Genomic DNA, 24,695 nt, shown 5'->3' with positions numbered 1-24,695 from the left:
GGAATTACTACCAAAGAAAGGAAACAAATGCGCAACGTATATTATGAAGACATAGAGGAAAAAGATTTAGAGTATGGACAAAGTCTACTAGACTGGTATGCCGAAATGGAGAAAAAAGAAGGAAAGTACTATCAAGGACAGAAGGAGACCTATACAGCCAATCAAGATCAAGAGAATCAAGACTATATTTTTTATCTTGAAGGGTGGAGGTATTTCTTCGACGCAAAAACACCAAAGCTGCTGGAAAAACACATTCGAAGGCTTCGTTATCAATTCGTCCACAGAGAACAAGAACAGTGGACGCCAGAACAGAAAAAAGAAAAAGAGTTGTTATTTGCGGAAACGATTCTGGTGAGGGGATCTTATATTGAACGTTTTAAAGACAGTATTGATTATTTATTTTATTGCTTTGAACCGATTATTAGGATAGAGAATAAAAATTTTTCCAATGATGACAATTCAGGTTCTCCCATGCAATCAGCTGCTGAGGAGCAAGAGAAAAAAGAAGAATATGATGGGTTCCGCCATTTGTTTTACGAAGACATTGAAACGGTCTCTATCAAAGAACTGGAAGAGTGGCATACGTTTTATAAGCAATGGCTTATTGATCAAAACCAATGGTTCTTAGAAAAAAGAAGGTATAATAAGGCGATAAACAGAACAGTAGCTGTTCAATACCATAAACGAGAAATTCAAGCAAAAACGCAGCCAGAATGGGAGGCAGAGCTCAAGAAAGTCGGCTATCTCTTTAGTCACAAACCAGAAAACGGCTGGACCGAACAGCGAAGTACCAAGTTATTTAAAGTGATTGATGAAAGTGGCACGGTGATCAACTATGTCTTTCTAGGCATTCGAGAAGACATTATTGATTTGCCGAATAACGAGGGCGCAAATGTGTGGTTGTATAGTCAAGATATAGAGTGTTGATCGGGAGCTGAAATTACTACAAAGGAAGAAAATAAATGCGCAACGTATATTATGAAGACATAGAGGAAAAAGATTTAACATATATGCAAAACCTACTAAACTGGTATGCCGAAATGGAGAAAAAAGAAGGTAAGTACTATCAAGGCCAGAAGGAGACCTATACAGCTAATCAAGATCAAGAGAATCAAGACTATATTTTCTATCTTGAGGGATGGAGATATGGTTATGATGAAGAAACACCAGAGAAGTTAGAAAAGCATATCCGACCACTCTATTATCAATTTGTCCACAGAAAAGGAGACCAATGGACGCCAGAACAGGAAAAGGAGCGAGAGCTTTTATTTGCGGAAACAATTTTAGTGAAGGGCTCACCTATTGAACGTTTTAAAGATTGTATCACCTACTTATTTTGTTGTTTTGAACCGATTATTAGGATAGAGAATAAAAATTTCTCCAATGATGATAATTCAGGTTCTCCCATTCAATCAGCTGCTGAGGAGCAAGAGAAAAAAGAAGAATATGATGGGTTCCGCCATTTATTTTACGAAGATATTGAAACGGTCTCTATCAAAGAACTGGAAGAGTGGCGTACGTTTTATAAGCAGTGGCTTATTGATCAAAACCAATGGTTCATAGAAAAAAGAAGGTATAATAAGGCGATAAACAGAACAGTAGCTGTTCAATACCATAAACGAGAAATTCAAGCAAAGACGCAGCCAGAGTGGGAGGCGGAGCTCAAGAAAGTCGGCTATCTCTTTAGTCATAAACCAGAAAACGGCTGGACCGAACAGCGAAGCACCAAGCTATTTGAAGTGATTGATGAAAGTGGCACGGTGATCAACTACGTCTTTCTAGGCATTCGAGAAGACATTATTGATTTGCCAAATAACGAGGGCGCAAATGAATGGCTTTAGCGCCAAAAGATAGAGTGTTGATGGGGAGCTGAAATTACTACAAAGGAAGAAAATAAATGCGCAACGTATATTATGAAGACATAGAGGAAAAAGATTTAGAGTATGGACAAAGTCTACTAGACTGGTATGTGGACACAACGGATAAAGAAAGCGGATACTTTCGTGGACAAAAAGAGCAGTTTACTGTTAATCAAGATAAAGAGAAATATGAGTGTGATTTCTATCTTGAGGGGAGAAAGTATTTTTGTGACGAAGATACCACAGAGCAAATAGAAAAACAACTTTCGTCCTTACGTTTTCAATTTGTCCACAAAGAAGGTGAAAACTGGACACCAGATCATAAAAAAGAACGGGAACTTTTATTCGCAGAAACAATTTTTGTGAAAGCCTCCTTTATTGACCAATTCAGACGTAGAGATAGAGATGGCTATTTGTTTTATTGTTTTGAGCCGAGAATCCATCCATTGAAAAAATGTATAGTTAAGGACCGTGCCTATATAAACTATTTTATGGAGAGAGATAGGAGAAGTGTATCGTTTGAATTTCAACCCATTCGCTGTCGAAGCTTATTTTTACGAAGACATCGAAACAATCTCAGTGAAAGAACTTGAAGAATGGCAGGTGTTTTATGAAAAATGGCTGCAAAAACAAAATGCTTATTTTATGGATAAAAAAGAATACTATCCAGGAATGGAAAAACCGTTCGCTATCAAGTACCATAAGCGAGAGATCCAAGCCGCGACGCAATCCGAGTGGGAAGCTGAGTTAGAAAAAGTCGGTTATTTATTCAGTCATAAGCTAGAAAACGGCTGGACAGAGCAACGCCAAGCAAAGCTTTTTCGGGTGATTGATGAAGGCACCAATACCAGCGGCTATCTGTTTTTAGGCGTGCGAGAAGATATCATTGAGGTTGAGAATACGGAAGAAAAGTAATCGCTTGGAATCAAGACAGGTTGGAGGTGCTCAGCCTGTCTTTAAACGGTAAGGATACGGCAACAGACGCGGACATACAATTGAAAAACATGTAATGAAGTCGGATGCATACTTGAAAAATCGTCTGAATACAGACAACCTCCTATTTAGTTCAACTTACTATGGGGTAGTGGAAGCATTGATCGCCATCAATATGACCAAGCTTAAACATCCAGAAGTTTTTCAGAATGTAGGTAAACAGAAAGGGCAATTTATTGAAACCCCCGTTAAGCTAGGGAGAGGTTTTACACAAAGTAATATTCCTGTATCTCCATTATACAACAATCAACTATATCTAAGGCCTTCTACTAGCGACAAAGGCTTCAGAGTATTGACTAGTTATCCTGTATTTAAAGTAGGGGATTAAAAACAGTAATTGAAAGGAACGACTTCAGTGCAAAGATTATATATGGAAGATATAAAAGAAATGAGCATCCAAAATGTTCTGGAGTTGAATGAATGGTATAAAAAATTAGGGGGAAAAGAAAGTTGCTACTTACTAGATAAGAAAAATTTTTTCACTGCAAATCGAACGAAGCAAAATCAAGAATATGAGTTTGTTTTTAGGAAAAGGCTTTATTTTTATCCATTTAACACACTAGGAGAATTAACAGAATATGCAACAAAGCATAAGTGCTATTTTGAATATCGAGGGAGTAATGAATCTACAAAAGAGCAGGAAAAAGAACGAGAAATGTCTTTTACAACAGTATCTTTCTGCAAAGATTCATTTTCAGAAACCCATAAGGATACTTTGATTTATCCCTTCTATCATTTTGAGATGGAAATCATTCCCAAGACAAAAACTAGCTCTGACTATGACTTTTTTAAAGAGTACATTTCAGATGATACACAGAATTTAGCTCCTAGTGATGAGGTACAATGTGTGCGCAGCTTATTCTATGAAGACATTGAAACGATGACAATAAAAAATGCTGAAGAATGGCAGAAATTTTATGATCAGTGGATTCAGAAACAAAATGCCCATTTTCTTGATCGAAAAGAATACTATCCAAATATAAAGCAGACCGTTGCTATTCAGTACCATAAACTGGAAATTCAAGCCTTCTCGCAAGAAGAGTTGGAAATGGAGCTCAAGAAAGTGGGGTATCTTTTTAGCCATAAACCAGAGAATGGCTGGACAGAGCAACGTAATACCAAACTTTTTAAGATTGTCGATGAAGCAAGTAAACCTATCAGCTATCTGTTTCTCGGCGTGCGAGAAGATATCATTGAATTGAAAAAATAAACAACTTGTGACGAGCCCTTAAATGGAGTCAGTTAAAAAACTAAAAACCCTTCTTTTCCCTAAAATCCTTCAATCTTTTTTTATCCAAATCAAAAGAAATTTCTGTTTAAAACCGCTAATTCTAGCGGTTTTTTTTGTTTGTTCAGAAGAAAGCGACAGGAGATAAGCATTTTTATCAGAATTTTGTCCTTTTCTTTTAAAGACCCAATGGAGAACCCAGTTTCTTTTAAAAAGCTGTGCCAGTTTTTTTAGAATTTGAGAGCCAAAATGCCAACATTTTGGAGAAAATCTACTATCACTGACTATTGAATCCGTTCTCATCGCCGAATTCACACAAATAATCAGAATTTTTCAATACCAAATAAGACCGAAATAAAAATTTTCCAGGCTGATTTTGTCAGTTACTCAGAGCTGATTTATTTCATAATCATAGTAAATCAAGAGGCACTTTAGGAGTGATGATTATGTAGATTGAAAAAATGTTGGATTGTTTTGTTGCTAGATAAGAATAAGAAAGAAGGTTCAATAATGAAACCAAAGAAAAAAATGATAACCAAATTTGTTATTGCCACGTCACTTTTCACTGCAGGAAGCATCGTTGTGCCCGTTGTGGGATCTGTTTCTGCTTATGCTGCAACGACCGGGCCTGTTGCAGATAATACAACTGATCGTTCCATTACCCTGTGGAAATATGAAGTGAAAGATTTATCTGAACTTGGCGACCGTGGCGACGGGGAAAAAGAAGATGTTACGAAGACACCGCTAGCAGGGATCAAATTCCGCATACAACGGGTAACGGCAATCGGCGATGCTGCTTTAACGAATCCATTAGATCAAAAAGAAGGAACAGATTATACGATTGACAACACATTTACTGCTCAAACAGTAACGACAGGAGCAGATGGGTCTGTCAAAGCGAATTTGGGTAGCGGCAATGCGGCAGATGGCATTTATTTAGTTACCGAATTAGAAGATGATCGAGGTGAATCTCCTAAAGTAGCAAAACCAGCAGATCCATTCTTCGTGCAAGTGCCGCAAACAGACCGCGATGATCTAGGCTCATTAATCTATGATGTAGTTGTTCAACCGAAGAACCTGATGGAATCGTTGCTTGAACCAGATAAGACTGTTGAAGAAGGAAAAGGATTCTCCAACAAAGCAGGAAATCATTTCACTTGGGAAGCTAACGCGTCGCTACCAAGCGGCCTTTATCAAGTAGCTTCACAAGATATGGTCATCACTCCTGTCTATGATAAAGATGGCAATCAAATTGCGGATATTCCAGTCTCTGCAGGCGACGAAATTTACGCTGACTACTATACGATCCGTGATACATTGAACGAAAAAATTATGTTGGATGGGTTAGCTGTTAATACGAAGACAGATTCCAGTGACTGGGTAGCACTACAATTAGGTACAGATTATACTGTTACACTGAATGGTGCTAATGTGACTACACATCCAATCACTGACCAATCTGAGAATGAAAAACCAGTTACTGTAAGTTTGACTGAAGCTGGAATGAAGAAAGTCACTCAAAATGGAGATACTCAAATCCAAGTTGTTTTTGAAACCCATACGGATGAAGACTTCAACGGAACCATTCTTAACCACATGGATGTTGCCTACTTAACTCCGGGGTTAAAACCTGTCGATGTACCTTCAGAGGATGACCCAGAATACTACACAGGCGGATTTGACATCAAGAAGACGGCAGAAGACGAAGCTAAATTGTTAGCAGGGGCAGAATTCCATCTTGCAACAAGTGAAGAAGATGCGAAAGCCAATAAATTCTTAGCTTCTGATGGTAAGTCTTATACATTGAATAACGATGGCTCAGTTTCTGGCCTGCCAGATGGCGTAACTCTTTTGAAAGCAACTTCTGATGCGCAAGGTTTGGCAGAATTTAATGGGTTGGCGTTGAACTGGTATACCGACACAGACGGTGACGGACAACAAGATATCGGTACAGAACCAACTTTTGATGCAGATGATATCAAACGTGACTACTGGGTAGTGGAAACAAAAGCGCCAGATGGTTATGAATTATTGAAAAAACCGCAACAAATCACGGTCAATTTAGCAAGTGAAACCAATGACCAAATCGAAGCAAGAATCATCAATAAAACGAAGACTGATTTACCATTCACCGGGGGCGCTGGAACGACCTTGTTGATCGCCATTGCAATCGGCGCCATCACGATTGGTACAGCTGCAGTAGTGATTGATAAAAAACGTCAAACAAACTAAAAGGAGTTCAAATGGAAAGAATGAGGTGACTTAAGTCATGAACAAACTTAAATTAAATACACTTGTCGCCGTTCTGTTTCCGGTTGTACTCGCTTTGTTGTTTATCTGGGCTATCCCATCTGCAACTACGCTAAAGGCAGATGATGGCAAAGCTGCTTCAGCTAATGAGAATTCCAATGCGGAGGTGATCGTTGTTCCGACAACTGTGACGGATAAAAGCTTACAAGAGCTAACGAATGAGGATTATTCTGCTGAAGATTCCTTGAATAAGCCCATTTATTTTAGTGAAGCTACGTCAAAGGAAGTAGGAACTACTGCTACTTCTCCTATTAAAATGGGAGAAGGAAAAGTTAGTGTGAAAACAGGAACAGCATCTTTTGACACGAATGATAACCCTGGTTACGACTCAAACGAGACAAATACGATTGTTCGTTCCCATGATCAAGTGATTTATCTTGTATCTTTTACAATTCAAAATGATACGAAAGATCAAAATTATACAAACATTCGTTATCGTTTAAAAGCAACCCTACCGAATGCCATCACAAAAGATGCCAATGGAGTCCCTCAAGTCAATGGCGAAATCGCTAATGGGAACTACTATGACAATGCTTCAAATGATGGAACTCAATATTCTGAAGGGGTCATGGAATCAGTTATCAGCGATACCGGACAAATCTTTGTTCCAGTTGTCGTGAATGTTTTTGACGCCAAACATGGAACCCCAATTGAACCAACCTTTGAATTGACTATTCTTGATGCTGAAAATCTGGATGGTGGTGTAACGGAAATCGTTAATAATGTGTATGACACTGAGTTTAACGTACCTCAAACATCTGTATCTGCTAAGCCATCTGTACAGATTCAATTGGTTGCGGGGGATCGAAAAAAAGGAACAGAAGTATTTGGTGGAAGCAACGCTAATCTAGATGCATACGATGTAGGCGCAGTGACAATCTTGCGTCCGTTGGAAGGAAGAGCTACCGGCGATTATCGAGGAGCATCTTTTCCAAGTGGACCCATTACTTACACAATTAAGCAAAAGGGAACGTATCAAGTTAATGGAAGTTCCACGACGAATAATTTAACCACTGCTCAGTACACTAATTACTCAATCGGAGCTTATGCACCAGCAACTTATCAGCGGACACAAGCATTTACCAAAAACGTTGGGACGGTAAATACCAATGTATTTACTGCACCGTTAGCGACTCCCAACGCCAGCACTGGTGAGATTTATTCCACACAACCAAAAGGAGTGCTGGAAGAGATTGGTGTCTATGAATCAGGTAACTTTAATGTTACCACGAATGGAAATGTCACTAACTCCGACTATGCTGGGGTGGTCAATCCATATACGTACCTCATGACTGGAAATAGAACCACTAGTAGCTCATCCAAAGCGTTTTCGAGTTTAGAGCTCATTATGTCTTGGGACCGTACCCAAACAGAAGCGCTTGCCCGAGCAAACAATTGGAATAGATACGATATGAGCTTTTATGTGGATTCTGTTTCCTATGATGGGGTGACAACTTCCAACAATTCAAGTATTTCATATCCTAACATTGTCGCAGCATCCGGGGCGTATGTTTGTGGTCCAGTATTTGCAAAAGCTGGCACCTCTGATATGCATAGTTGGTTGACTAATTTATCACTAAATCAAACTAGTATTTCAACTAACACAGGAAATGCCCGCTTGTCTTCTGGCGATTCAATCGTTGCTTTTGATTTCATCGGTACAACCAATGATGCCGTCTTTGAAGAAGATACTATACTAATGTGGGATCCAAGCGCTTTAGAATATGATACTTCAAGACCCTCTACTGTTGATCCTATTACTGATAAACCTAGATTTATGTATGGCGTTGCAAAGAATTTTTCAAATACTGCTCCTGTAACGATGAAAGTCCAATCTTTTAGCGTGACACAGCAACTGTACAACTGGTATGCCACACCAGAAGAGGCTGTAGCTAGTGGAGGAGAAATATCTGCCGTTGCTGCTTATGTAAAAACATCGGTCCCGACAGGGTGGAAAGGTATGCCGAGAATTCCATTGACAGTTATTCAAAAGCAACCTGGTAATATTACGCCTGCAGGTAACCCGTTAGTCCTGTTGAGTACGCATCAATTTAAAGATTACAATGGGAATGTTCTCTATGATCCTTTAGCTGGCACGACTGGGACATACCTCCCAACCCAATATAATTCTAATGGAGTAGCAACCTCTATTCCGATGACCTATTATTGTATTTTTGGTGAATCAGCTTATGTGAATCCTTTCAGTATTTTAACTAAGACAGAAGTTGAAAAAGAACTTTATGATACATCTGAAACGATTTCTATTAAAGTAACTGGAACATTGACTGGCACAAGCACAGTTGACTATGACGGTGCACTGACGACTACCCTACCAAAAGGTATCAATTACGAAGCAAATTCTAGTAAGGATGCAAAAGGAAATAGTCTTCCAGAACCGACTATTACAAATAATGCGGACGGAACGACAAAACTTCGCTGGTCCTTCTCAGACATGCCATTGACAACTGGGGTAGAAGTTAATTTCAAAGCAGCTTCTGAATTTCCAAAGCTTAGTTTTGATTCCAGTGGTTTTACCGGTAACTTAACAGTATCTACTGTTGGAGAAATGTGGCGATCAGGTGATTCGTCGGTGAAAGATGAAACCGACGAAACAATTCGTTCCTCTTCGGATACCTTCAAAGAAAAATTGATCCAACAAGTGATCGTCAGCAAAACTGGTGACAAAAAACTTATTGAAGTTGGTGATGATACACCAGTTGGAGTAACCGATGCTATCAAGTATACGATGACGACGAAAAACGAATCTGCACAACCGATTAAAGATGTTCGAATCAGCGATGTTCTTCCATATGATGGTGACTCAAGAGGCACGATCTTCCACGGAAGTTACAAGGTGACAGAAGTAGCGGTTGATGATCCAAATGCAAAAATCTATTTCACAAATGAGACAGTGAGTGAAACAACTGATCCTAATGATATTAACGATTGGACACTGTATTCAAGTAATTCTGACATCTCAAAAGCCAAAGGATTTTTAGTGACGACAGAGTCACTACCAGTTGGTGACACGATCACCCTGACAGTCACCATTGATCCAAGTGGGCAAGAGCCAGGAGATGTTTTGGTCAATAATATTCGGTTCAATTCTTATTTGGACATGGATGTTCGCTCGCAGAATTTTGAAACCACCGTCTACGGTCGTGATCTTACCGGTGTGGCTTGGTATGACGATAACTTAGATGGCTTGATCGGCAATTTGGCAAATGGCACCAAGGAATTGGCTGCCCAAGACATTCCAGTCAAGCTTTATCGCACAAGCTTTGTAGAGGAAACGTACCAAAACGAGTTAGTCAAGGAAAGCTTATCGGGGGAAAAGTTCGTTGATGACTCGGGGAATTCATTGATCAAGACCGATGCAACTGGGAAATATATTTTCCAAAACTTGCCAGAAGGCGAGTACATTGCTGAATTTGTGGTTGGTGATCAAGTGGTTCAAAAGAAATTTGCAGTAACGACTCCTTTGGTTGGAGACGATCCTACACTAAACTCCAAAGCGGATCAAGATACATTTAAAACAGCAGCGTATGATTTGCCAGAATTAACAGATTTAGCGGCAGATGAAAATCTGAAAGAGCATGTTCACCATGTGACAGATGTCAACATCGGCTTGATCCGCCTGTCTACTATTCGGTTATTTAAATACGAAACAGGAACTGCCGTTGATGCAAATGGAGATGGAAAGTTAAGTGATGTCGAAAAAGCTTCAGGAAAAGCGTTAGCTGATGCCACCTTTGATCTATACAAAGGCAATGATCAAACGGAAAAAGTCGGTAGTGCAACCACCGATGCAAGCGGCTATTTGAACTTCACGGGTATCCAACCAGGCGAATACAATCTTGTAGAGACAAAAGCACCTGCCGGATACGAATTGATCAAAAAACCAATCAAAGTCACGATTGGTGAGGGAAATCAAACCATCATGGTTTATCAAGAAAACGATAAAACGACTGAATTGCCTCAAGCAGGGGTTAACGGACCGATGGTTTGGCTCGTAGGAATTGCCTGTGCATTTGGTTTGGCAGGTATCTGGGCGTTGTATTACTACTATGATCAGCTTAGAAAGAAAGGAGCGTAAGTAAATGAAAAAAATATCGGTTTTCTTTCTCGCGTTCCTCTTTCTATTAGGGCTAGGGGTATCTTCGATTCCAGCACATGCTGCTGAAGCAAGCAATGAATCCTATGCGATTTCAATTTTGAAATATAAGTTAAGTGATTCTACGGTTCTTTCTTCTGAGTTGCCTATGGATGGAACGAAAGTCGATCAAGTCGTAGATGAAAACGGCAATGTTCTTGCTCCTTTACCAGGAATCTCTTATGAGATCACGAGGGTATCACCTGTCCAAGGACAATCGACCTTTGAACCAGTCGTCGGAGAAGATGCTTTTTCAATAACCGTCACCACCGATCAAAATGGATTGGCACGGGTTGCTGATTTAGCTAGTGGGACCTATCAAGTCATTGAAAAAGACAATCAATTGTTGAAATCAGTGATGGACCCAGTCATTGTGGAGGTTCCTTTGCCACAACGGGAAGGGGAGGCGTTAAAAGAAGTCTTTCTCTATCCTAAATCAAGTGTGGTGGATGCAACAGGAACGACCCCTCCAGGAACCACTCCTGATGGGGGCACGCAACGGCTGCCGCAAACGAGTGGAAATATCGGAAATGCGCAACCATTGTACCTTATTCTAGTGTTTATCATTAGTATGGGCGCGATTGGGATAAGGGCTCTGAAGACGAAACACAACAAGTTTTAATGGCTCGTTAGGCAGGGCAGTCCTAAAAAAACTGTCCTGCTTTTTTCAATAAAGGTACTTAGTTATAAAAAAACAGATACATACAAATTGACCGAAACATAAACAGTCGGGTCAAAGATGGGAAAGGAGAAAAAATGAGGCAACGTCAACCAAGAAAAAAGCACTCATTCTTAATGATTTTTGCCATTACTATGATAACGGTTGGGTTCCTCGTACTTCTTTATCCAATCATCGGCAATTATTTATCCAATCGAGAACGAAGCCAAGCAGAGGTCGCTTATGACCAAACCATGGAAAAAATGAGTGAGCAGGAAAAAAAAGCACAATACGAGTTAGCACAAAAGTATAACGAGTATATTTTTGCGAAGCAGCAAGGAGAAAATCCTGAACCGGTCGTTTATGAAAGTGCCTTGAAAAATCAATCTGGTGTCATGGGAACCGTTGATATTCCAGCAATTGATATTAAAGAGATGCCCTTTTATCATGGTACTTCTTATAAAACCCTTGATAAGGGCTTAGGGCATTTCGAACCAACGTCGATCCCGATCGGCGGTGAAAATACCCGCTCTGTGATAACAGGACACAGCGGGGTGAAAAATCAGGTCCTATTTACGGATGTACGAAATCTAGTAGAAGGCGATTTGTTTTTTATCAATATTTTAGGAGAACGGTTGGCCTATCAGATCACTTCATTTGAAGAAATCTTACCAAGTGAAGTGGAGAAAGTAAAAATCAACTCGGGGAAAGATGAAGTGACTTTACTCACGTGTACCCCACCTGGAATCAACACTTACCGCTTGCTGGTTACAGGAAAAAGAGTGCCATATAGCTATGCGATACAAAAGAAGGTAACCAAGCGTAACGTGTGGAGCTACCAAAATATCGTTTTAGGGACACTTGCGATCAACCTGGTTCTTTTCTTGATCCTGATCATGGTTTACCGCTATTGGTTACGCTATTTTCGTTCGCCAGATCCGAAACGATCCGAGCGAGGACGCAAAAATCTGAAACGACTCTTCTTTGTGACGAAAACGTATTTTGCACTCGTCTTTCTTAGCATGTTGGCGATTTTAGCGGTTGCCTTTTATGGGTACTTACAAATGCAGCAAGAAACCGCAACAGCTGCCGTTGATGTAGGGGTTGAAGAGACGTTGAGTGACTACAATTTGAGTAAGATACAACGTGCTGATTATGAAGAAAAACAAATTGCCAGTGTGAATGTGGCGGATTATGCAAGTGCCAAGAGCGCATTGCAGCTTTCAACAAACAACTGGGGAATCGGGAAGCTCGTGATCCCAGAGCAATCGATTGATTTGCCGATACTCGCTGGATTAGCCAACCAAAATTTATTAACGGGGGCAGCAACATTTCGCCAAGAACAGCAATTAGGAAAAGACAACTACGTTTTGCTCGCCCATAACATTTATGAACAAGATGTACTGATGCATCGCATCAAGTTTTTAGAAGAAGGGGACAAGATCTATACGACCGATTTTAAAGATGTCTATATCTATACGGTCTCTCTCAATAAAGTGGTCGAAGAAACAGAGGTTTCTTACATTGAAAAAAACAAACCAGGAGCCTCGCCGATCCTCACGCTTTTGCGATGTGAGGGGAATATAGGAACGCCTTATCGACGAGTCGTTCAAGGAGAATTGCAGGCGGTGGAATCGATTCAGGGAATGACGAAAGCAGAAATGGCTACCATGGGTCTGAAGCAATCGACCGAAAAGTCCACTGGGAAAATCGTTGAAGAAAATCCAATTTCATTTTTTCAAAGCTTTGCCATGATCGTTGCTGCACGGTTCGTCAAAGATCCGCTTCAGACGATGTTACCGATGTTTTTGTTCTTTATGCTCCCGATCTTATTCTTTAGTATTATCCGTTAATCGTTCAGCGGCAAGAAAAATGTGAAAAGTTCCCTCTGTCAGAAAAGTGTTAATCAAAGAAAGGAAAAAAGAAGGTGCAACCATGAAAAAAAAGACCATTGCTGTTTGTACAGCCTTATTCGGATTACTAGTGATCCAAAATGGGATCGGTCAGCCGTTACATGCGGAAGACCAATCCGCTGCGGAAGCAACTGATGCCAGTGTTCTGGAGCTTCCCGAAGAAACAGTGCCATCTAGTACGGAAAGTATGGAAGTTCCGATGAGCTCAGAAGAAGTGACCGTGCCAAGTACCGTGCCAAGTGAAGAAGTTCCCGCTACTTCTTCAGAAGATAGTCAGGAGACCGTCAGCTCAGCGCCAGTTGAATCAGAAACAACTCCTACTAGCTCTGAAAGTTCCACCAGTCAATCGACTGAAGCAAGTACTGCTCCTAGCGAAACGTCAACACCGACGGAAACAAGTGAATCAACGACACCGAGCTCGGAACCAACTTCTTCCAGTACGAGTAATGTTTCGTCTTCTTCAAAAGAACCAACGGCAACTACGCCAAGTTCTACGGAAACGTCTACCGAAGCTGTTGCCGATGAAGAACTAGAAAAAGACAAGAAACCAGCGGCGTCTAGTTCACCAGCAAAACAAGAGCAAAGCGTTGCCCTTCCTGCTAATACCCAATCAGAGACATTCAATAAAGAGCGTTTGCCTGAGTCAGCCGTTTCACAACTCTTGTCTGAGATCAATGGGACCACGCTAGATGATTCCCTCCGAGTAAGTGAGGTTGCTGAAACGGATCTAAAAGGCTTTGAACTGCCGCTTTTAAAGACATTCACAGATAAGAGTAAAGCCATTTTGATTTATGAAGGCATCAAGCAAGTGGGGCTTTTCGAACTCAGTAACGAAAAAAATGAGGATGGAAAAAAGATCCCTCTAGAAAGCACGGAAGTTCTCATCAATACCCTGTTGGAGAATCTCTTTGATCAATCACTGAAAACGAGCCATAAAGAAGAAATTCCTCGTGAAGAAAAACAAGCGGGAGACTTGTTGTACCATCAGGGAAAACTGCTGGGCTTGTATTTAGGCGGTGACCATTACGTAACGGTTGGAGAACCGACAACCAAAGAAATCGAAGAACACTCAGAGTTGGCTAACCAGAAGGTTGCAAAGATTGGTCTTCTTTCAAAAGAGAAATTGGCGGATGAATCATTAACTGTTCAGCGGCTTGCTGAGAACAAGCTGACAACCTATGGCAAAGAAGTGGAAAAAGCGTACCCTGCTTCAATGGATTTCTCCGAAAACGCTCAAACACAAACATTCATTCAAGCCATTGCAAAATCGGCACAAAAGTTAGGTCTTGATTACGATGTCTTTGCTTCGGTAATGATTGCGCAAGCGATTTTAGAAAGCGGCTCGGGAACCAGCGCATTATCAAGTGCACCAAACTATAATTTATTTGGAGTAAAGGGAAGTTATCAAGGAGCATCAGTGAGTTTTGCTACCCAAGAAGACCGTGGAAATGGGGAGTTGTATACAATTCAAGCTGCTTTTCGCAAATACCCTAGTTATGCACAATCCCTTGGTGACTATGTCAGCTTGCTTCGAGGAGGCATTCAGGGCAATGAACTGTTTTATCAAGACACGTGGCGTTCCACTGCCAAAAACTATTTGCGAGCGGCAGATGCCCTCACCGGGAAGTATGCGACGGACACGACCTATAATCAAAAAATCAGTTCTTTGATCGCTGCGTACCACTTAACCCAATATGATCAACCCTTGAGTGCAAGTACGACATCAACCAGTAGCATCATGGTAGGAAAAGAGAAAATTCCAGAAACCTATCGAAAGGAAATGACGTATCCCGACTATGATGGGAAAAATTACAATGTATCGGGATCCTATCCCGTGGGGCAATGTACCTGGTATGCCTACAATCGTGTGGCGCAATTAGGGAAATCAGTTGATGACTATATGGGAAATGGTGGCGAGTGGGGGGCAACTGCGAAGCGTCTAGGCTACGAAACAAGTCAAGTACCTAAAGCAGGATGGCTTATTTCATTTACCCCTGGAACAGCCGGATCTGATCCGAATTACGGACACGTTGCTTTTGTTGAAGCGGTGACCGATGAAGGAATCTTGATCTCCGAAGGAAATGTCGTCGGCGGCACAAAAATCTCTTATCGGGTCATTGGCAATGATTTAGCCTATTCGGAGTTAGTGACCTATGTGGAACCTAAGTAAAACAGAAAAAGAAAAGGTTGCCGCCAATCACAAAATGACCTTCGCTTATGTTTTACTCTTACTCATCGGCGTCGTCAGTGTGAGCCTTATTGCTTTCTTTTTTACGCAGTATAGTATTCATCCAGTGGCTGGCAGCTCGATGGAACCGACTATTAAAGATGGTCAACAGGTAGCTATCAAAAAAACACAAACCTTACAACGTTATGCAACCGTTGCGTTTTCCGCTTTCAGTGAGGAAGGAATGTTTATCAAGCGAATCATTGGGGTGCCAGGAGATAAACTTATTGTTCAAAACGATGTGCTGATTCTTGACTTTGAAACAGAGTCAGCCTTTGCTTCTACGATTCAAGTAAAACTACAAGCCAACGTTGCTGAGCAATTAAAAGAATTGCATGAAATTCCTGCAGGCTATTATTTTGTTCTGGGGGATCATATGGCTGTCTCAAAAGACAGTCGCAGCTTTGGCTTAATCAAAAAAACGCAAGTGGAAGGCATCTTAACTGCTATTCTGCCAAGCGTAAAAGGAGGTCGTCAAGTGTTGATTATAAAAGGAATCGCGATAGGAGTAATCCTTTTGGTATTTGGAATTTTAGCTAGTCGCTTCCTGATTCATTATCGGATGGAACAAGCAAAAAAACTGACAGGTCATCCAGCTGTTTTTTACAAGAAACTACAAATATTAAAGCAACTGGAAACGCAGAAAACGACCCTGTTTTTAATGATAACCACCCTCTTAATGGGCGTCGTCGTTTTTTTACTGATGGTTTCTTTGTTCCAAGTTGAAAATCAGTTTCTTCAACGAAACGAGCAAGTAACACAATTGGAAAAAGAGGTTCAGAAAATAAAAACTCAACAAAATGAAGTGCTGTCCAAGGTTACTGTTCGCTCGTATCCAGAAGAAGGCATTGGACTTACTGACATCTCTTGGGAAGCACTAACGAAAAGTCAAGAGCAAGAAGCCCTGCAACCGAAAATTGAAACGGAGCTGACACAAAAGCTCGTCCCTTATTTTGGCTTAACACAAGCAATTATTTCATTAGATGTTCCTTCCCAAACATTGTCGATCGCCATGACAGGAGCGACTGAGAATGAAGAAAACCGCAAAAAAATCGAGGACAATATCACCGCTTTTGTAGCAGAATCCAAAGAAATTCCGAAGCTCATGCAGATTACGATCGAAATTCAAATGACCACTGAGAAAGAAACTGAAACAATCTATGAAGAGATTTTTCTTCGTGAGAAGGATACCGATGCATTTTCTAAAGTAGAAAAAAATGAAGTGAACGAACAGAAAGGAAAAGGATAATTATGGCAAAAAATAAAGACAGCTGGTTTTTCACAAAAAATATCATTGATGAAATCAACAGTGTGCCAGATGAACTGCTTTCACTGGATCAAGAAGAAACGGCGGATTTCCCAATATTAGGGGACAACCGAATCGCGCAGGAGCTTGTTCATGAACGCTTACTCGCAGAAAAACACTTGGATGATCAACAAACAACGACTGACGAAATGCCAGATCTTGAAGAGGGGGGAGCTGTGGATAAGACCAGCCAAGCATTAGAGGCAAAAGAAGATTCCGTTGTCATGGAAGAAGCCAATGACGAAACCGAATCCGTACCACAGGAAGACCTAAAATCAGAGATTCAAGCATTCGAACAACAACTTGCCGACTTACAAGCAGCGCTTGAAAAAGCGGAAGAAGAAAAACAAATGGCGATAGAAGAACAACACTTGCTCGAAAGGCAAAATCAAGAATTACAAAAAGAAATGATGCTAAAAGTTGTGAAAATGGATGAGCTACAAGGACATGTTGACTTGATGGAACAACAAGCAACGACGTTTCATGAGACAAATACACAGTTAGAACAAACCATGAACATTCAGCAGGCAGAAATATTTGAAGGAGTAAAACAAATGGAGGAGATGCGTATGAAACTTGAAACGACAAAAGAAGAGCTACAACGAGTACTTGAAGAAAAAACAGCCTTATCAAATGAGTTGCTTCATGCTCTTGGAGAAAACCAACAGTTACGAACGCAATTAAAGGAAAGTGAACAACAAGCGGAACAATTGATCGAAACCAGTCAGCTGCTGCAAGCAGCCACAAAAGAAAATCAAAAGCTGCAAAAAGAAATCAGTCAACTGGAAGAACCCTTGGAACAAATCGCACAATTAAGTGCTGAAAAAAATGCGCTAACGATTCAATTAGTCAAAGCTACTGAAGAAGCCGCTTCTTATCAATCGCAATACGAAGAAAAAGAACGGGTATTTAATGAGCAGTTTTCCCAATTAGAACAAAGCAATGCTGAATTAGCAGCGCTGCAAAGTCGTATCGAGTCGGGAGAATTTTTACAAGGAAGTGAGTACGACTTGTATGTAGAGGCACAGGAAAAAATCAATCAACTCATTCAACAAAACGAGCAGCTGACAAAGGAGATCGAGTATTCGCAAAAAGAAATCGGCGAGGTTTTGTTGACCGCCAAAAAACAAGCGAGTCGGACCTTAGAAGAAGCGCAAACAGAAGCCGATCATTTGATCAAAGCGGCCAAACTAGAATTAGAAGGTATGGAAAACAAAGCGCGTAAAATTTTGATTGAAATTGATGAATCCAAAGAGACCGTGTCATCCATGTATAGCGATCTTCAAGAGAAAGTTCGGCAATTGGCCTCAGGCAACTTGCAAGTGGACTTTGATAAAAGTGATCCGCAAGCAGAGCAGATGGAAAACTAGTGTAGAAAAAGTGAAGTGATAAATGATCATTTTAGAAAACTACTTCATCAGGCGCAGCAGATTGCGGGGATGAAATCAAAGGAATACCGATGGCAGGGGGAAGCGAGGATAACGCTTAATCAAGAAGAGAGTAAAAAATGGGAAGAGGAAAAGATGAATCGTTGTTTTTAACGGTAGGGGAGGATATCAAATGAGCCAGCTATTTCAAATAAATAATATGAATGATTATTTAAATTACTATAGGGACAAAGTGAATGATCCTCGTTTTTCAGATAATTTGCCTCATGTGAAAGAACGGATTCTTCAGATTTGTGGTGAGCTGGAAGAACAGATCGATCAAATCAATAGTGGAAATTTTTTTCAACAATGGGCAAATATCAATAGTTTAGAGGCACAAATTTTGATTCTGCTTGAATTGAGTGAGATCACAACCAAAAAAGAGAAGCGGGTCTTCACTGAAGAAGAAGTGGTGAAAACGGCGAAAAAGGACTGTCAAACGTATTTTAAAGAGAAATGTGGGATGACTTTGGTTGATACTACGCCGCATTCTCTCCATTTTTCCATAAGCTAGAGGGCGTACTACTGAGATATGATTGTTGGACATCGAAAGAAAGGTGAAGGGGAAAATAACATAAATATTCTTTGGGAAAGCAACAAGTCAGAAGAAAGTGTGCTTGTTCATACGGATCGGGTGTTAAAAAAGCACGTTATTTTTTATGGATAATAGGCTCAAAGATGATTGGCTTTGGTTTTCAGACAATTATTAAGTAATTATTAAGTCTGGTTTATAAGGAAAAATGTATCGAAAGTAAAATGAGTTATTTATTTTTTTTAAATAGTAATTTCTTAGCCTTCATCTATTTGTAAAAAAGCAGTTTGAACTTTTGTCCTCAGATTATTCAAAAGTTTAACCTGTTTTTTTTTCATTTTCCTTAAAGCAAATAGGTTGAATTGCTATAGGTATGCTGCTATATACTAATTCCTACTAAATTAAGGGGGCTTCTATGTGCTAGATTCTTTTTTAAGAGGACAGGATCGCTTAGTGCAAAAGTTTTTTTTATTCTATTATCGCTCATACCAAGACACCTATACCTATAAAGATGTTGTTGATGAATTAAATATCTCATATCCTGTGTTAAATAACGTGCTAGAGCAAGTGGATACCATTCAAAAGGGGTATCCTGAATTTACTATGTCTAGAGATAACAAAGTAATCAAAGTCACTTTTTCCGAAAAGTTTTTATACAATAAAATTCGAGTCAATTTAACCAAATCTACGCTGCTTTTCATCATCTGGGATGCTATTTTTTATCAAAAGTTCAAGACACTGGAAGCCTTTAGTCAAAGTCAATATGTGAGTGGACGGACCGTGCAACGGCAGATCGGGACCTTTGCGCCAATTTTGGAACATTACAAATTGGATTTGAATTTAAAAAGGTCAGAATACTTGGGTGGGGAAGAGTACCGCATTCGCTATTTCTTCCACAGCTTTTATTGGCATGTGTATGATGAGATCGAAAGCAACCGACCGCCAATCGTTGAGCAAAGTGCGACAGACCTGTACCAAGCTTTATCCATCTATTTTCCTTTTCTACGGCATGCAGCAAAGGAACGCTTCATTAATCTGTTGGCTGTTTCTGTCACGAGAATAAAACAAGGAAATCTCATCAAAGAGATACCAGAAAGTGTCAAGAAGTTTTATAACCCTTTTATGGATCAGATCACCTTTGATAAAGAGCTTTTGCTGCCTTTTTTCGAAGCAAATCGCATTTATGAAAAAGATTTGCCAAAGGAAGAGCTGATCTATCATTTCTATATGTTTACGGTAGGGCAAAGCTATTCCCAAGAGTCTTTGAGTCAGCTTCGTCTTCAATCACCAATGTATATGAACGATTATCGTGTGTTTATAGATGACTGGATCACTTTGATTGAAAAACAAATCCATTTTTCTTTTGGATCCAATGAACGAAAGCTGCTTTTTATCAATGCTACCTATATTTTTTCTTTTCTTTTGACGTTTGGTTTAGGGAATAAAATTGATTCCTTTGGGGATTACATCACCCTTTCAGAAGTCGAAAGGCAATACCATTATTGGTTTACTGTATTAGAAAAAATCTCTCGTAAGCATGAAGTGGAAAATAAAGCATGGCTAAATATTCTCAATTCCAATTCCTTTAAATATTATGCTTCGCAGATTCTTTACTATATTTTATCTGATTACGATACTCCAGTCAGGGTAACGATCGAATCAAAAAGTCGGGGGATTGAAGAAGAAGTCCAAAAGCAAAAGCTGGTGCGGATGAGCCCCCGCCCAATCAACATTGTAAGGATCAAAGATTTTCCAGATGTCATTATTTCGGATTACGCAATCGATATCTCGAAGTACTATACGAAAAATCAACCCCATCTTTACCAATGGGGAGAAAAGCAATACCTTTCTGATTGGAATCGCGTGATCAATTATATCGATAAAGTAAGGGATGAAAAATACTATCGTTTATTAAGTGATGATTAGGGGAAATAGAAGAAACAGTTTTCTATTTCATTGAGCAAGATCAGCGGTTTGACTTGTCTTGCTCAATTTTTTGTGAAGTAAGGAAACATTTAATGGGCTTTTTGTTCTAACCGCATCTATCTTAGGAATAGAAATGTTCGTGTCAGGAGTTTGTGAGGACCATTGAATTGAAAAAAAGGGTGCAGCTACTCATTTATGAAAAGCAGCTACACCCTGTATTTTTTGTCAGCGCATCAGTAAATGCGGCAGTGTACTAAGCCATGCGATGATGCCGACGATCAAGATAAAGACCACGACGATGACTGCTGTTGAAAGGAAATCTTTTTTGACGTCGCGCTTTTTTCTAATGGCATCGAGGTCTTGATTTTCCATGAAGGCAACGATCTCTTTATACGTTTTGATATTTTGGGTTTTCTTGATTTTTTCGATCTTTAATGCGGCATACATGGAGACGAGCCAAAAACATAGAGGCGGGACAATCCACCAGTATCCGGGTAAATAAAGAGCAGGCCCAACAGAGAGTGCGGTCAATAGTATAAAAAGCAGCATCATTTTTGTGTAACGATCCATTTCTGTTTTCTCAATCGTTTCTTTCATTTGTTCAACATCCCCTTTGACTAATTCATCTAAAGAAACATCAAATAGAACACTGAGCAATAATAAATTGTGAACATCAGGATAGCTTTTTTCATTCTCCCAATTGGAGATCGTTTGTCGGGAGACATAGAGTTTTTCTGCCAGCCCTTCCTGAGAGAGACTTAATCGTTCCCGATGTTTTTTTATTTGTTTGCTTAAGTTCATTTTATCCGCTCCTTCTACCATTAGTTTAGGCCAATGTCTGCATTCTAACGATCAAATGTCTTTGACAATGCCTTGAAATCAAGTGTCAAAATGTTTTTACAGTTGGGTTTGGGGTGTTTACATAGCAGTACAGCGTTGATTTTCTTCCGTTACCAAGCGACGGTCAACTTGGTTATTGTTTTTTTATAGACATACCTGGTGGTTTCTAAAAAAAAGAAAAAAGATGGCGAGTCTTTGCTGATTTTAAGTGTTTGTCCTTGTCTATTATTCATTCATTTCGCAAAGATGGGAAGAGGAGAAAACAACTAAGCGTGTGAAAGATTCATTTTTCCATTAGTGGATCTTTAAAGGTACCTGTGTGTTGAAAATGGAGCCCTTCAGAAGACACCTCTATTTGTTGGTTCTGTTTTAGAAGAAAATCGACTGTTGGTAAGCATATCTCCCCATAAAAATGTCTGCTTTGTGCTATACTGAGGCTTTGTAAAAATAAGTTTGTACAAGCAAGCAGCAACGGTTTTTTCATTGATTGCTTGCAAGAAGGAGCGTATACGCAGTGAAAAAACTAAAGGTTCAAGATTTAATTGCAGTAGGGATCTATACAGCGATCTATTTTCTTTTAATGAGCGTCTGTCTATTGATTTTGCGTTTTGTGATCCCAGGTTTTCATAATTTATTTATTCCAGCAGTCACCGCTTTGTTTTCTGGCATTATCTATCTGATTTTATTGAATAAAGTACCGAAATTTGGCGCAATCACCATTATGGGTACCGTGGTAGGGCTCTTTTTTTTGATTTCAGGACATTTTCCATTGGCCTTTTTGCCCAATATGATTTGTGCCTTAGCAGCTGATTTGATCCAATACAAAACAAAGCTCAAAGGAAACGTTCGCGTACTGGCGAGTTATATCGTCTTTAGTTTTGGCTTGATGGGTCCGATCTTACCCCTGTGGTTTATGAAAAATGCCTACATCGATTCATTAGTGACTCGCGGAAAAGATGAAACCTACATTGCCGGCGTGTTTGCTCATACCTCCAATTTGATGTTAGGGCTTTGTGCATTGGCGGTTTTGATTGGTGCGGTGGCTGGTTTAGGTATCGGCAGTCGCTTGATGGAAAAACATTTTCAACCAACGATCCAATCGCATAAAGGGTGAGGAATGTGTCGAAAACAAGGTTTGATCCCCGCAGCAAATTAGCGGTGATTCTCTTTGCTAGTTTTACTATGATGGTGACCATCAGCTGGATCGATGAGTTTGCCTTTGTCACTTTCTTACTGCTGCTATTTATAGTCAGCGGCTTTTGGAAAAAAGGCTTGCTGCTCTATGGCGTGTTTGTTTTGCTGACACTGGCAGATAGTTTTTTGTTTCGCCAAGGCAACCACGTACTAATCGTGTTGCTGGATTTCTTTTCCGTCGGTTATCGCCGCTTATTGCCAACGATCATGGCGGCGGCTTTTGCCATTAGCGGGACGAAAAACAGTGAGTGGATGGCTGCGCTGCAAAAAATGCACGTGCCCAACGTATTATTAGTCCCGCTGGCAGTCTTATTTCGTTTTTTTCCCACATTGGTACAAGATTTCAAAAGTATTCGCCAAGCGATGCGCTTTCGCGGCATCTCGCTGTCGGCAAGATCGATCTTGCTTCATCCACTGCAAAGTGCGGAGTATTTTTTGATCCCATTACTGATGTCGGCTGAAAAGACCGCAACCGAACTGTCGGCTACGGCGCTGGTTCGCGGGTTAGCATCAGAAACTCCCCATACCACCGTCCACGAACTGAAGCTGCGCTGGTGGGATGGCTTGGTCTTTTTAGCATTATGCGGCTTTATCGTGAAAAGGATGTGGCTTGGATGATCACATTAGAACAAGTGTCAGTGAAACGAGAAAATCGGACCGTATTATCTGAGCTCTCTTTGACGGTCGCAGCTGGGGAAGTCATCGTTTTGTGCGGCGCTAGCGGCAGCGGCAAATCGACCTTGCTCAATGTTTTGAATGGCTTGATCCCTGAGCTGTATCCCGCCGAAGTGCAAGGAAAGATCCGTGTCGGAGAAACAGACTTGCCAGTTGCCGATTTCTCCCATTATGCCCAGACGATTGGCGTCGTCTTTCAAAACCCCAAGACGCAATTTTTCACCACGGATGTCTATTCGGAGTTGGCTTTTTCGATGGAAAATGCGGGCGTCGCACCAGAAAACATTCGGCAGCGAATCACCGAAGTAGCACAGCAGTTTTCCCTGACCCCGTTGCTTGATGCTAGTGTCTTTGACCTATCTGGTGGGGAGAAGCAGCTGATTGCTCTCGCTGCAGCCACGATGTTGCCCCATGATGTGTTCTTATTGGATGAGCCTTCCAGTAATTTGGATCAAGAAGCGATCCAAAAGTTGACTCAAGGATTGGCTTCTTTAAAACAACAAGGGAAAACCATTGTGATCGCCGAACACCGCTTGGCGTATTTGGCGCCACTGGCAGATCGCTTCTGTCTATTAGAAGCAGGACGATTGCGGGCGTCTTATCCAGCAGCTCAGCTTTTGTCACTGCCCGAGGAGGCAATTCACGAGTTGGGATTGCGAAAAGTAGGCGAGGCGGCATTGGAAACTCAGCACTGCCGAGAATCTTTGCCAGAAAAGTCTGGATTAAGGGCAACGCATCTGCAGATCAAGCAATCGAAACGCTCAGCAAACAGCAGAAATTGGGCGCTTAATTTGCCTGAACTACAATTGCCGACGAAGCAAGCTGTGGGGATCGTTGGACCAAATGGTGCTGGCAAAAGTACGTTGGTGCAAGTCCTGTCAGGATTGAAAAAATGCCCAGAAGCAGTATTTGCCATCAATGGACAAAAGCGGACCCAAAAGCAGCTGCTGCAGGAAAGCTTTCTTGTGATGCAGGATGTCAACTTGCAGCTGTTTTTTGAAACGGTGGAAAAAGAGCTGCTGATCAAAGCCCAAAACCCAGCTCGTTTTGAAGAAATTGTCTCATTGTTGCACTTAACACCACTCCTTGCCCGACATCCGCAAAGCTTGTCAGGAGGGGAAAAACAACGAGTTGCCATCGGCAGTGCCCTGCTTTCTGGTAAACGCTTGTTGTTTTTCGATGAACCAACGAGTGGGTTAGATTTGCAGCAAATGGAAGAAGTCGCAAAACTGTTGCGAACAGTCGCTAAGGAAGTTGATTTATTAGCGGTGATCAGTCATGATCGTGAGTTTTTAGCTGAAACATGTCCTTACGTGCTTCAACTCCAACAAGGGGAACTCGTTGGCACGTATCAGCTAGCAAAAAATATGGAATAAATGAAAGACGGAGTGGACCTTGGTTCATGCCGTCTTTTTTTGTTGAACATGAAAAAATCTTCATGATTTTTTTCTTTC

General features: G+C 40.6%; 19 protein-coding genes. 18 read left to right on the top strand and 1 reads right to left on the bottom strand.

The features are described 5' to 3' along the window. The first annotated feature begins 27 nt into the window (after window positions 1–27). From IGI72_RS15355 to IGI72_RS15285, 15 genes are all read left to right on the top strand, one after another. Complete coding sequence (locus tag IGI72_RS15355; RefSeq protein ID WP_438754726.1) at window positions 28–927, top strand: hypothetical protein; 900 nt, start codon at window positions 28–30, stop codon at window positions 925–927. 35 nt (window positions 928–962) lie between these two features. Next, the gene (locus tag IGI72_RS15350; RefSeq protein WP_438754725.1) at window positions 963–1,841 is read left to right on the top strand and encodes a hypothetical protein; all 879 of its coding nucleotides are present in this window, start codon (window positions 963–965) and stop codon (window positions 1,839–1,841) included. Between the two features lie 56 nt (window positions 1,842–1,897). Further along, the gene (locus IGI72_RS15345) at window positions 1,898–2,452 is read left to right on the top strand and encodes a hypothetical protein (RefSeq protein WP_438754724.1); all 555 of its coding nucleotides are present in this window, start codon (window positions 1,898–1,900) and stop codon (window positions 2,450–2,452) included. Continuing rightward, entirely contained in the window at window positions 2,439–2,774 is a 336-nt protein-coding gene (locus IGI72_RS15340; protein ID WP_438754723.1) for a hypothetical protein, read from the top strand. The genes IGI72_RS15345 and IGI72_RS15340 overlap by 14 nt, the downstream gene beginning before the upstream one ends. A 79-nt stretch (window positions 2,775–2,853) precedes the next feature. Next, window positions 2,854–3,180, top strand: coding sequence for an RNase A-like domain-containing protein (locus tag IGI72_RS15335; RefSeq protein ID WP_438755110.1), 327 nt, complete (start codon window positions 2,854–2,856; stop codon window positions 3,178–3,180). Between the two features lie 27 nt (window positions 3,181–3,207). Next, complete coding sequence (locus IGI72_RS15330) at window positions 3,208–4,062, top strand: hypothetical protein (protein ID WP_438754722.1); 855 nt, start codon at window positions 3,208–3,210, stop codon at window positions 4,060–4,062. A gap of 528 nt (window positions 4,063–4,590) precedes the next feature. After that, window positions 4,591–6,312, top strand: a complete 1,722-nt coding sequence (locus IGI72_RS15325) for a SpaH/EbpB family LPXTG-anchored major pilin (protein WP_438754721.1) — start codon at window positions 4,591–4,593, stop codon at window positions 6,310–6,312. A gap of 37 nt (window positions 6,313–6,349) precedes the next feature. Further along, the gene (locus IGI72_RS15320; protein ID WP_438754720.1) at window positions 6,350–10,486 is read left to right on the top strand and encodes a SpaA isopeptide-forming pilin-related protein; all 4,137 of its coding nucleotides are present in this window, start codon (window positions 6,350–6,352) and stop codon (window positions 10,484–10,486) included. A gap of 4 nt (window positions 10,487–10,490) precedes the next feature. Further along, window positions 10,491–11,165, top strand: coding sequence for a pilin N-terminal domain-containing protein (locus tag IGI72_RS15315; RefSeq protein ID WP_156236563.1), 675 nt, complete (start codon window positions 10,491–10,493; stop codon window positions 11,163–11,165). A 134-nt stretch (window positions 11,166–11,299) separates the two neighbouring features. Then, window positions 11,300–13,054, top strand: a complete 1,755-nt coding sequence (locus IGI72_RS15310; protein ID WP_438754719.1) for a class C sortase — start codon at window positions 11,300–11,302, stop codon at window positions 13,052–13,054. Window positions 13,055–13,136: 82 nt separating this feature from the next. Continuing rightward, window positions 13,137–15,284 carry a glucosaminidase domain-containing protein gene (locus IGI72_RS15305; protein WP_438754718.1) on the top strand — a complete coding sequence of 716 codons (2,148 nt, stop codon included), beginning with the start codon at window positions 13,137–13,139 and terminating at the stop codon, window positions 15,282–15,284. Continuing rightward, complete coding sequence (gene lepB, locus IGI72_RS15300; RefSeq protein WP_438754717.1) at window positions 15,268–16,590, top strand: signal peptidase I; 1,323 nt, start codon at window positions 15,268–15,270, stop codon at window positions 16,588–16,590. The genes IGI72_RS15305 and lepB overlap by 17 nt, the downstream gene beginning before the upstream one ends. A gap of 2 nt (window positions 16,591–16,592) precedes the next feature. Then, window positions 16,593–18,017, top strand: a complete 1,425-nt coding sequence (locus tag IGI72_RS15295) for a hypothetical protein (protein ID WP_438754716.1) — start codon at window positions 16,593–16,595, stop codon at window positions 18,015–18,017. A 190-nt stretch (window positions 18,018–18,207) separates the two neighbouring features. After that, the gene (locus IGI72_RS15290; RefSeq protein ID WP_128487591.1) at window positions 18,208–18,588 is read left to right on the top strand and encodes a DUF7006 family protein; all 381 of its coding nucleotides are present in this window, start codon (window positions 18,208–18,210) and stop codon (window positions 18,586–18,588) included. A gap of 471 nt (window positions 18,589–19,059) precedes the next feature. Further along, window positions 19,060–20,532, top strand: coding sequence for a helix-turn-helix domain-containing protein (locus IGI72_RS15285; protein ID WP_438754715.1), 1,473 nt, complete (start codon window positions 19,060–19,062; stop codon window positions 20,530–20,532). 225 nt (window positions 20,533–20,757) lie between these two features. Here IGI72_RS15285 and IGI72_RS15280 read toward each other — a convergent pair whose 3' ends face one another. Further along, the gene (locus tag IGI72_RS15280; protein ID WP_159160685.1) at window positions 20,758–21,333 is read right to left on the bottom strand and encodes a helix-turn-helix transcriptional regulator; all 576 of its coding nucleotides are present in this window, start codon (window positions 21,331–21,333) and stop codon (window positions 20,758–20,760) included. Window positions 21,334–21,886: 553 nt separating this feature from the next. On the opposite strand from IGI72_RS15280, the gene IGI72_RS15275 reads away from it, so the two are divergent. The 3 genes from IGI72_RS15275 to IGI72_RS15265 are packed head-to-tail and all read left to right on the top strand — an operon-like array spanning window position 21,887 to window position 24,617. Beyond that, entirely contained in the window at window positions 21,887–22,486 is a 600-nt protein-coding gene (locus IGI72_RS15275) for an MptD family putative ECF transporter S component (protein WP_438754714.1), read from the top strand. Beyond that, entirely contained in the window at window positions 22,483–23,184 is a 702-nt protein-coding gene (locus tag IGI72_RS15270) for an energy-coupling factor transporter transmembrane component T (protein ID WP_438754713.1), read from the top strand. The genes IGI72_RS15275 and IGI72_RS15270 overlap by 4 nt, the downstream gene beginning before the upstream one ends. Next, window positions 23,181–24,617, top strand: a complete 1,437-nt coding sequence (locus IGI72_RS15265; protein WP_128487601.1) for an ABC transporter ATP-binding protein — start codon at window positions 23,181–23,183, stop codon at window positions 24,615–24,617. The genes IGI72_RS15270 and IGI72_RS15265 overlap by 4 nt, the downstream gene beginning before the upstream one ends. The last annotated feature ends 78 nt before the right edge of the window (window positions 24,618–24,695 follow it).

The sequence above is a fragment of the Enterococcus sp. DIV1059_2 genome, assembly GCF_051713685.1.
GTDB classification, from domain to species: domain Bacteria; phylum Bacillota; class Bacilli; order Lactobacillales; family Enterococcaceae; genus Enterococcus_D; species Enterococcus_D casseliflavus.
The sequence above is the reverse complement of the archived record's forward strand: the minus strand, read 5'-3'. Positions and strand labels throughout refer to the sequence as shown.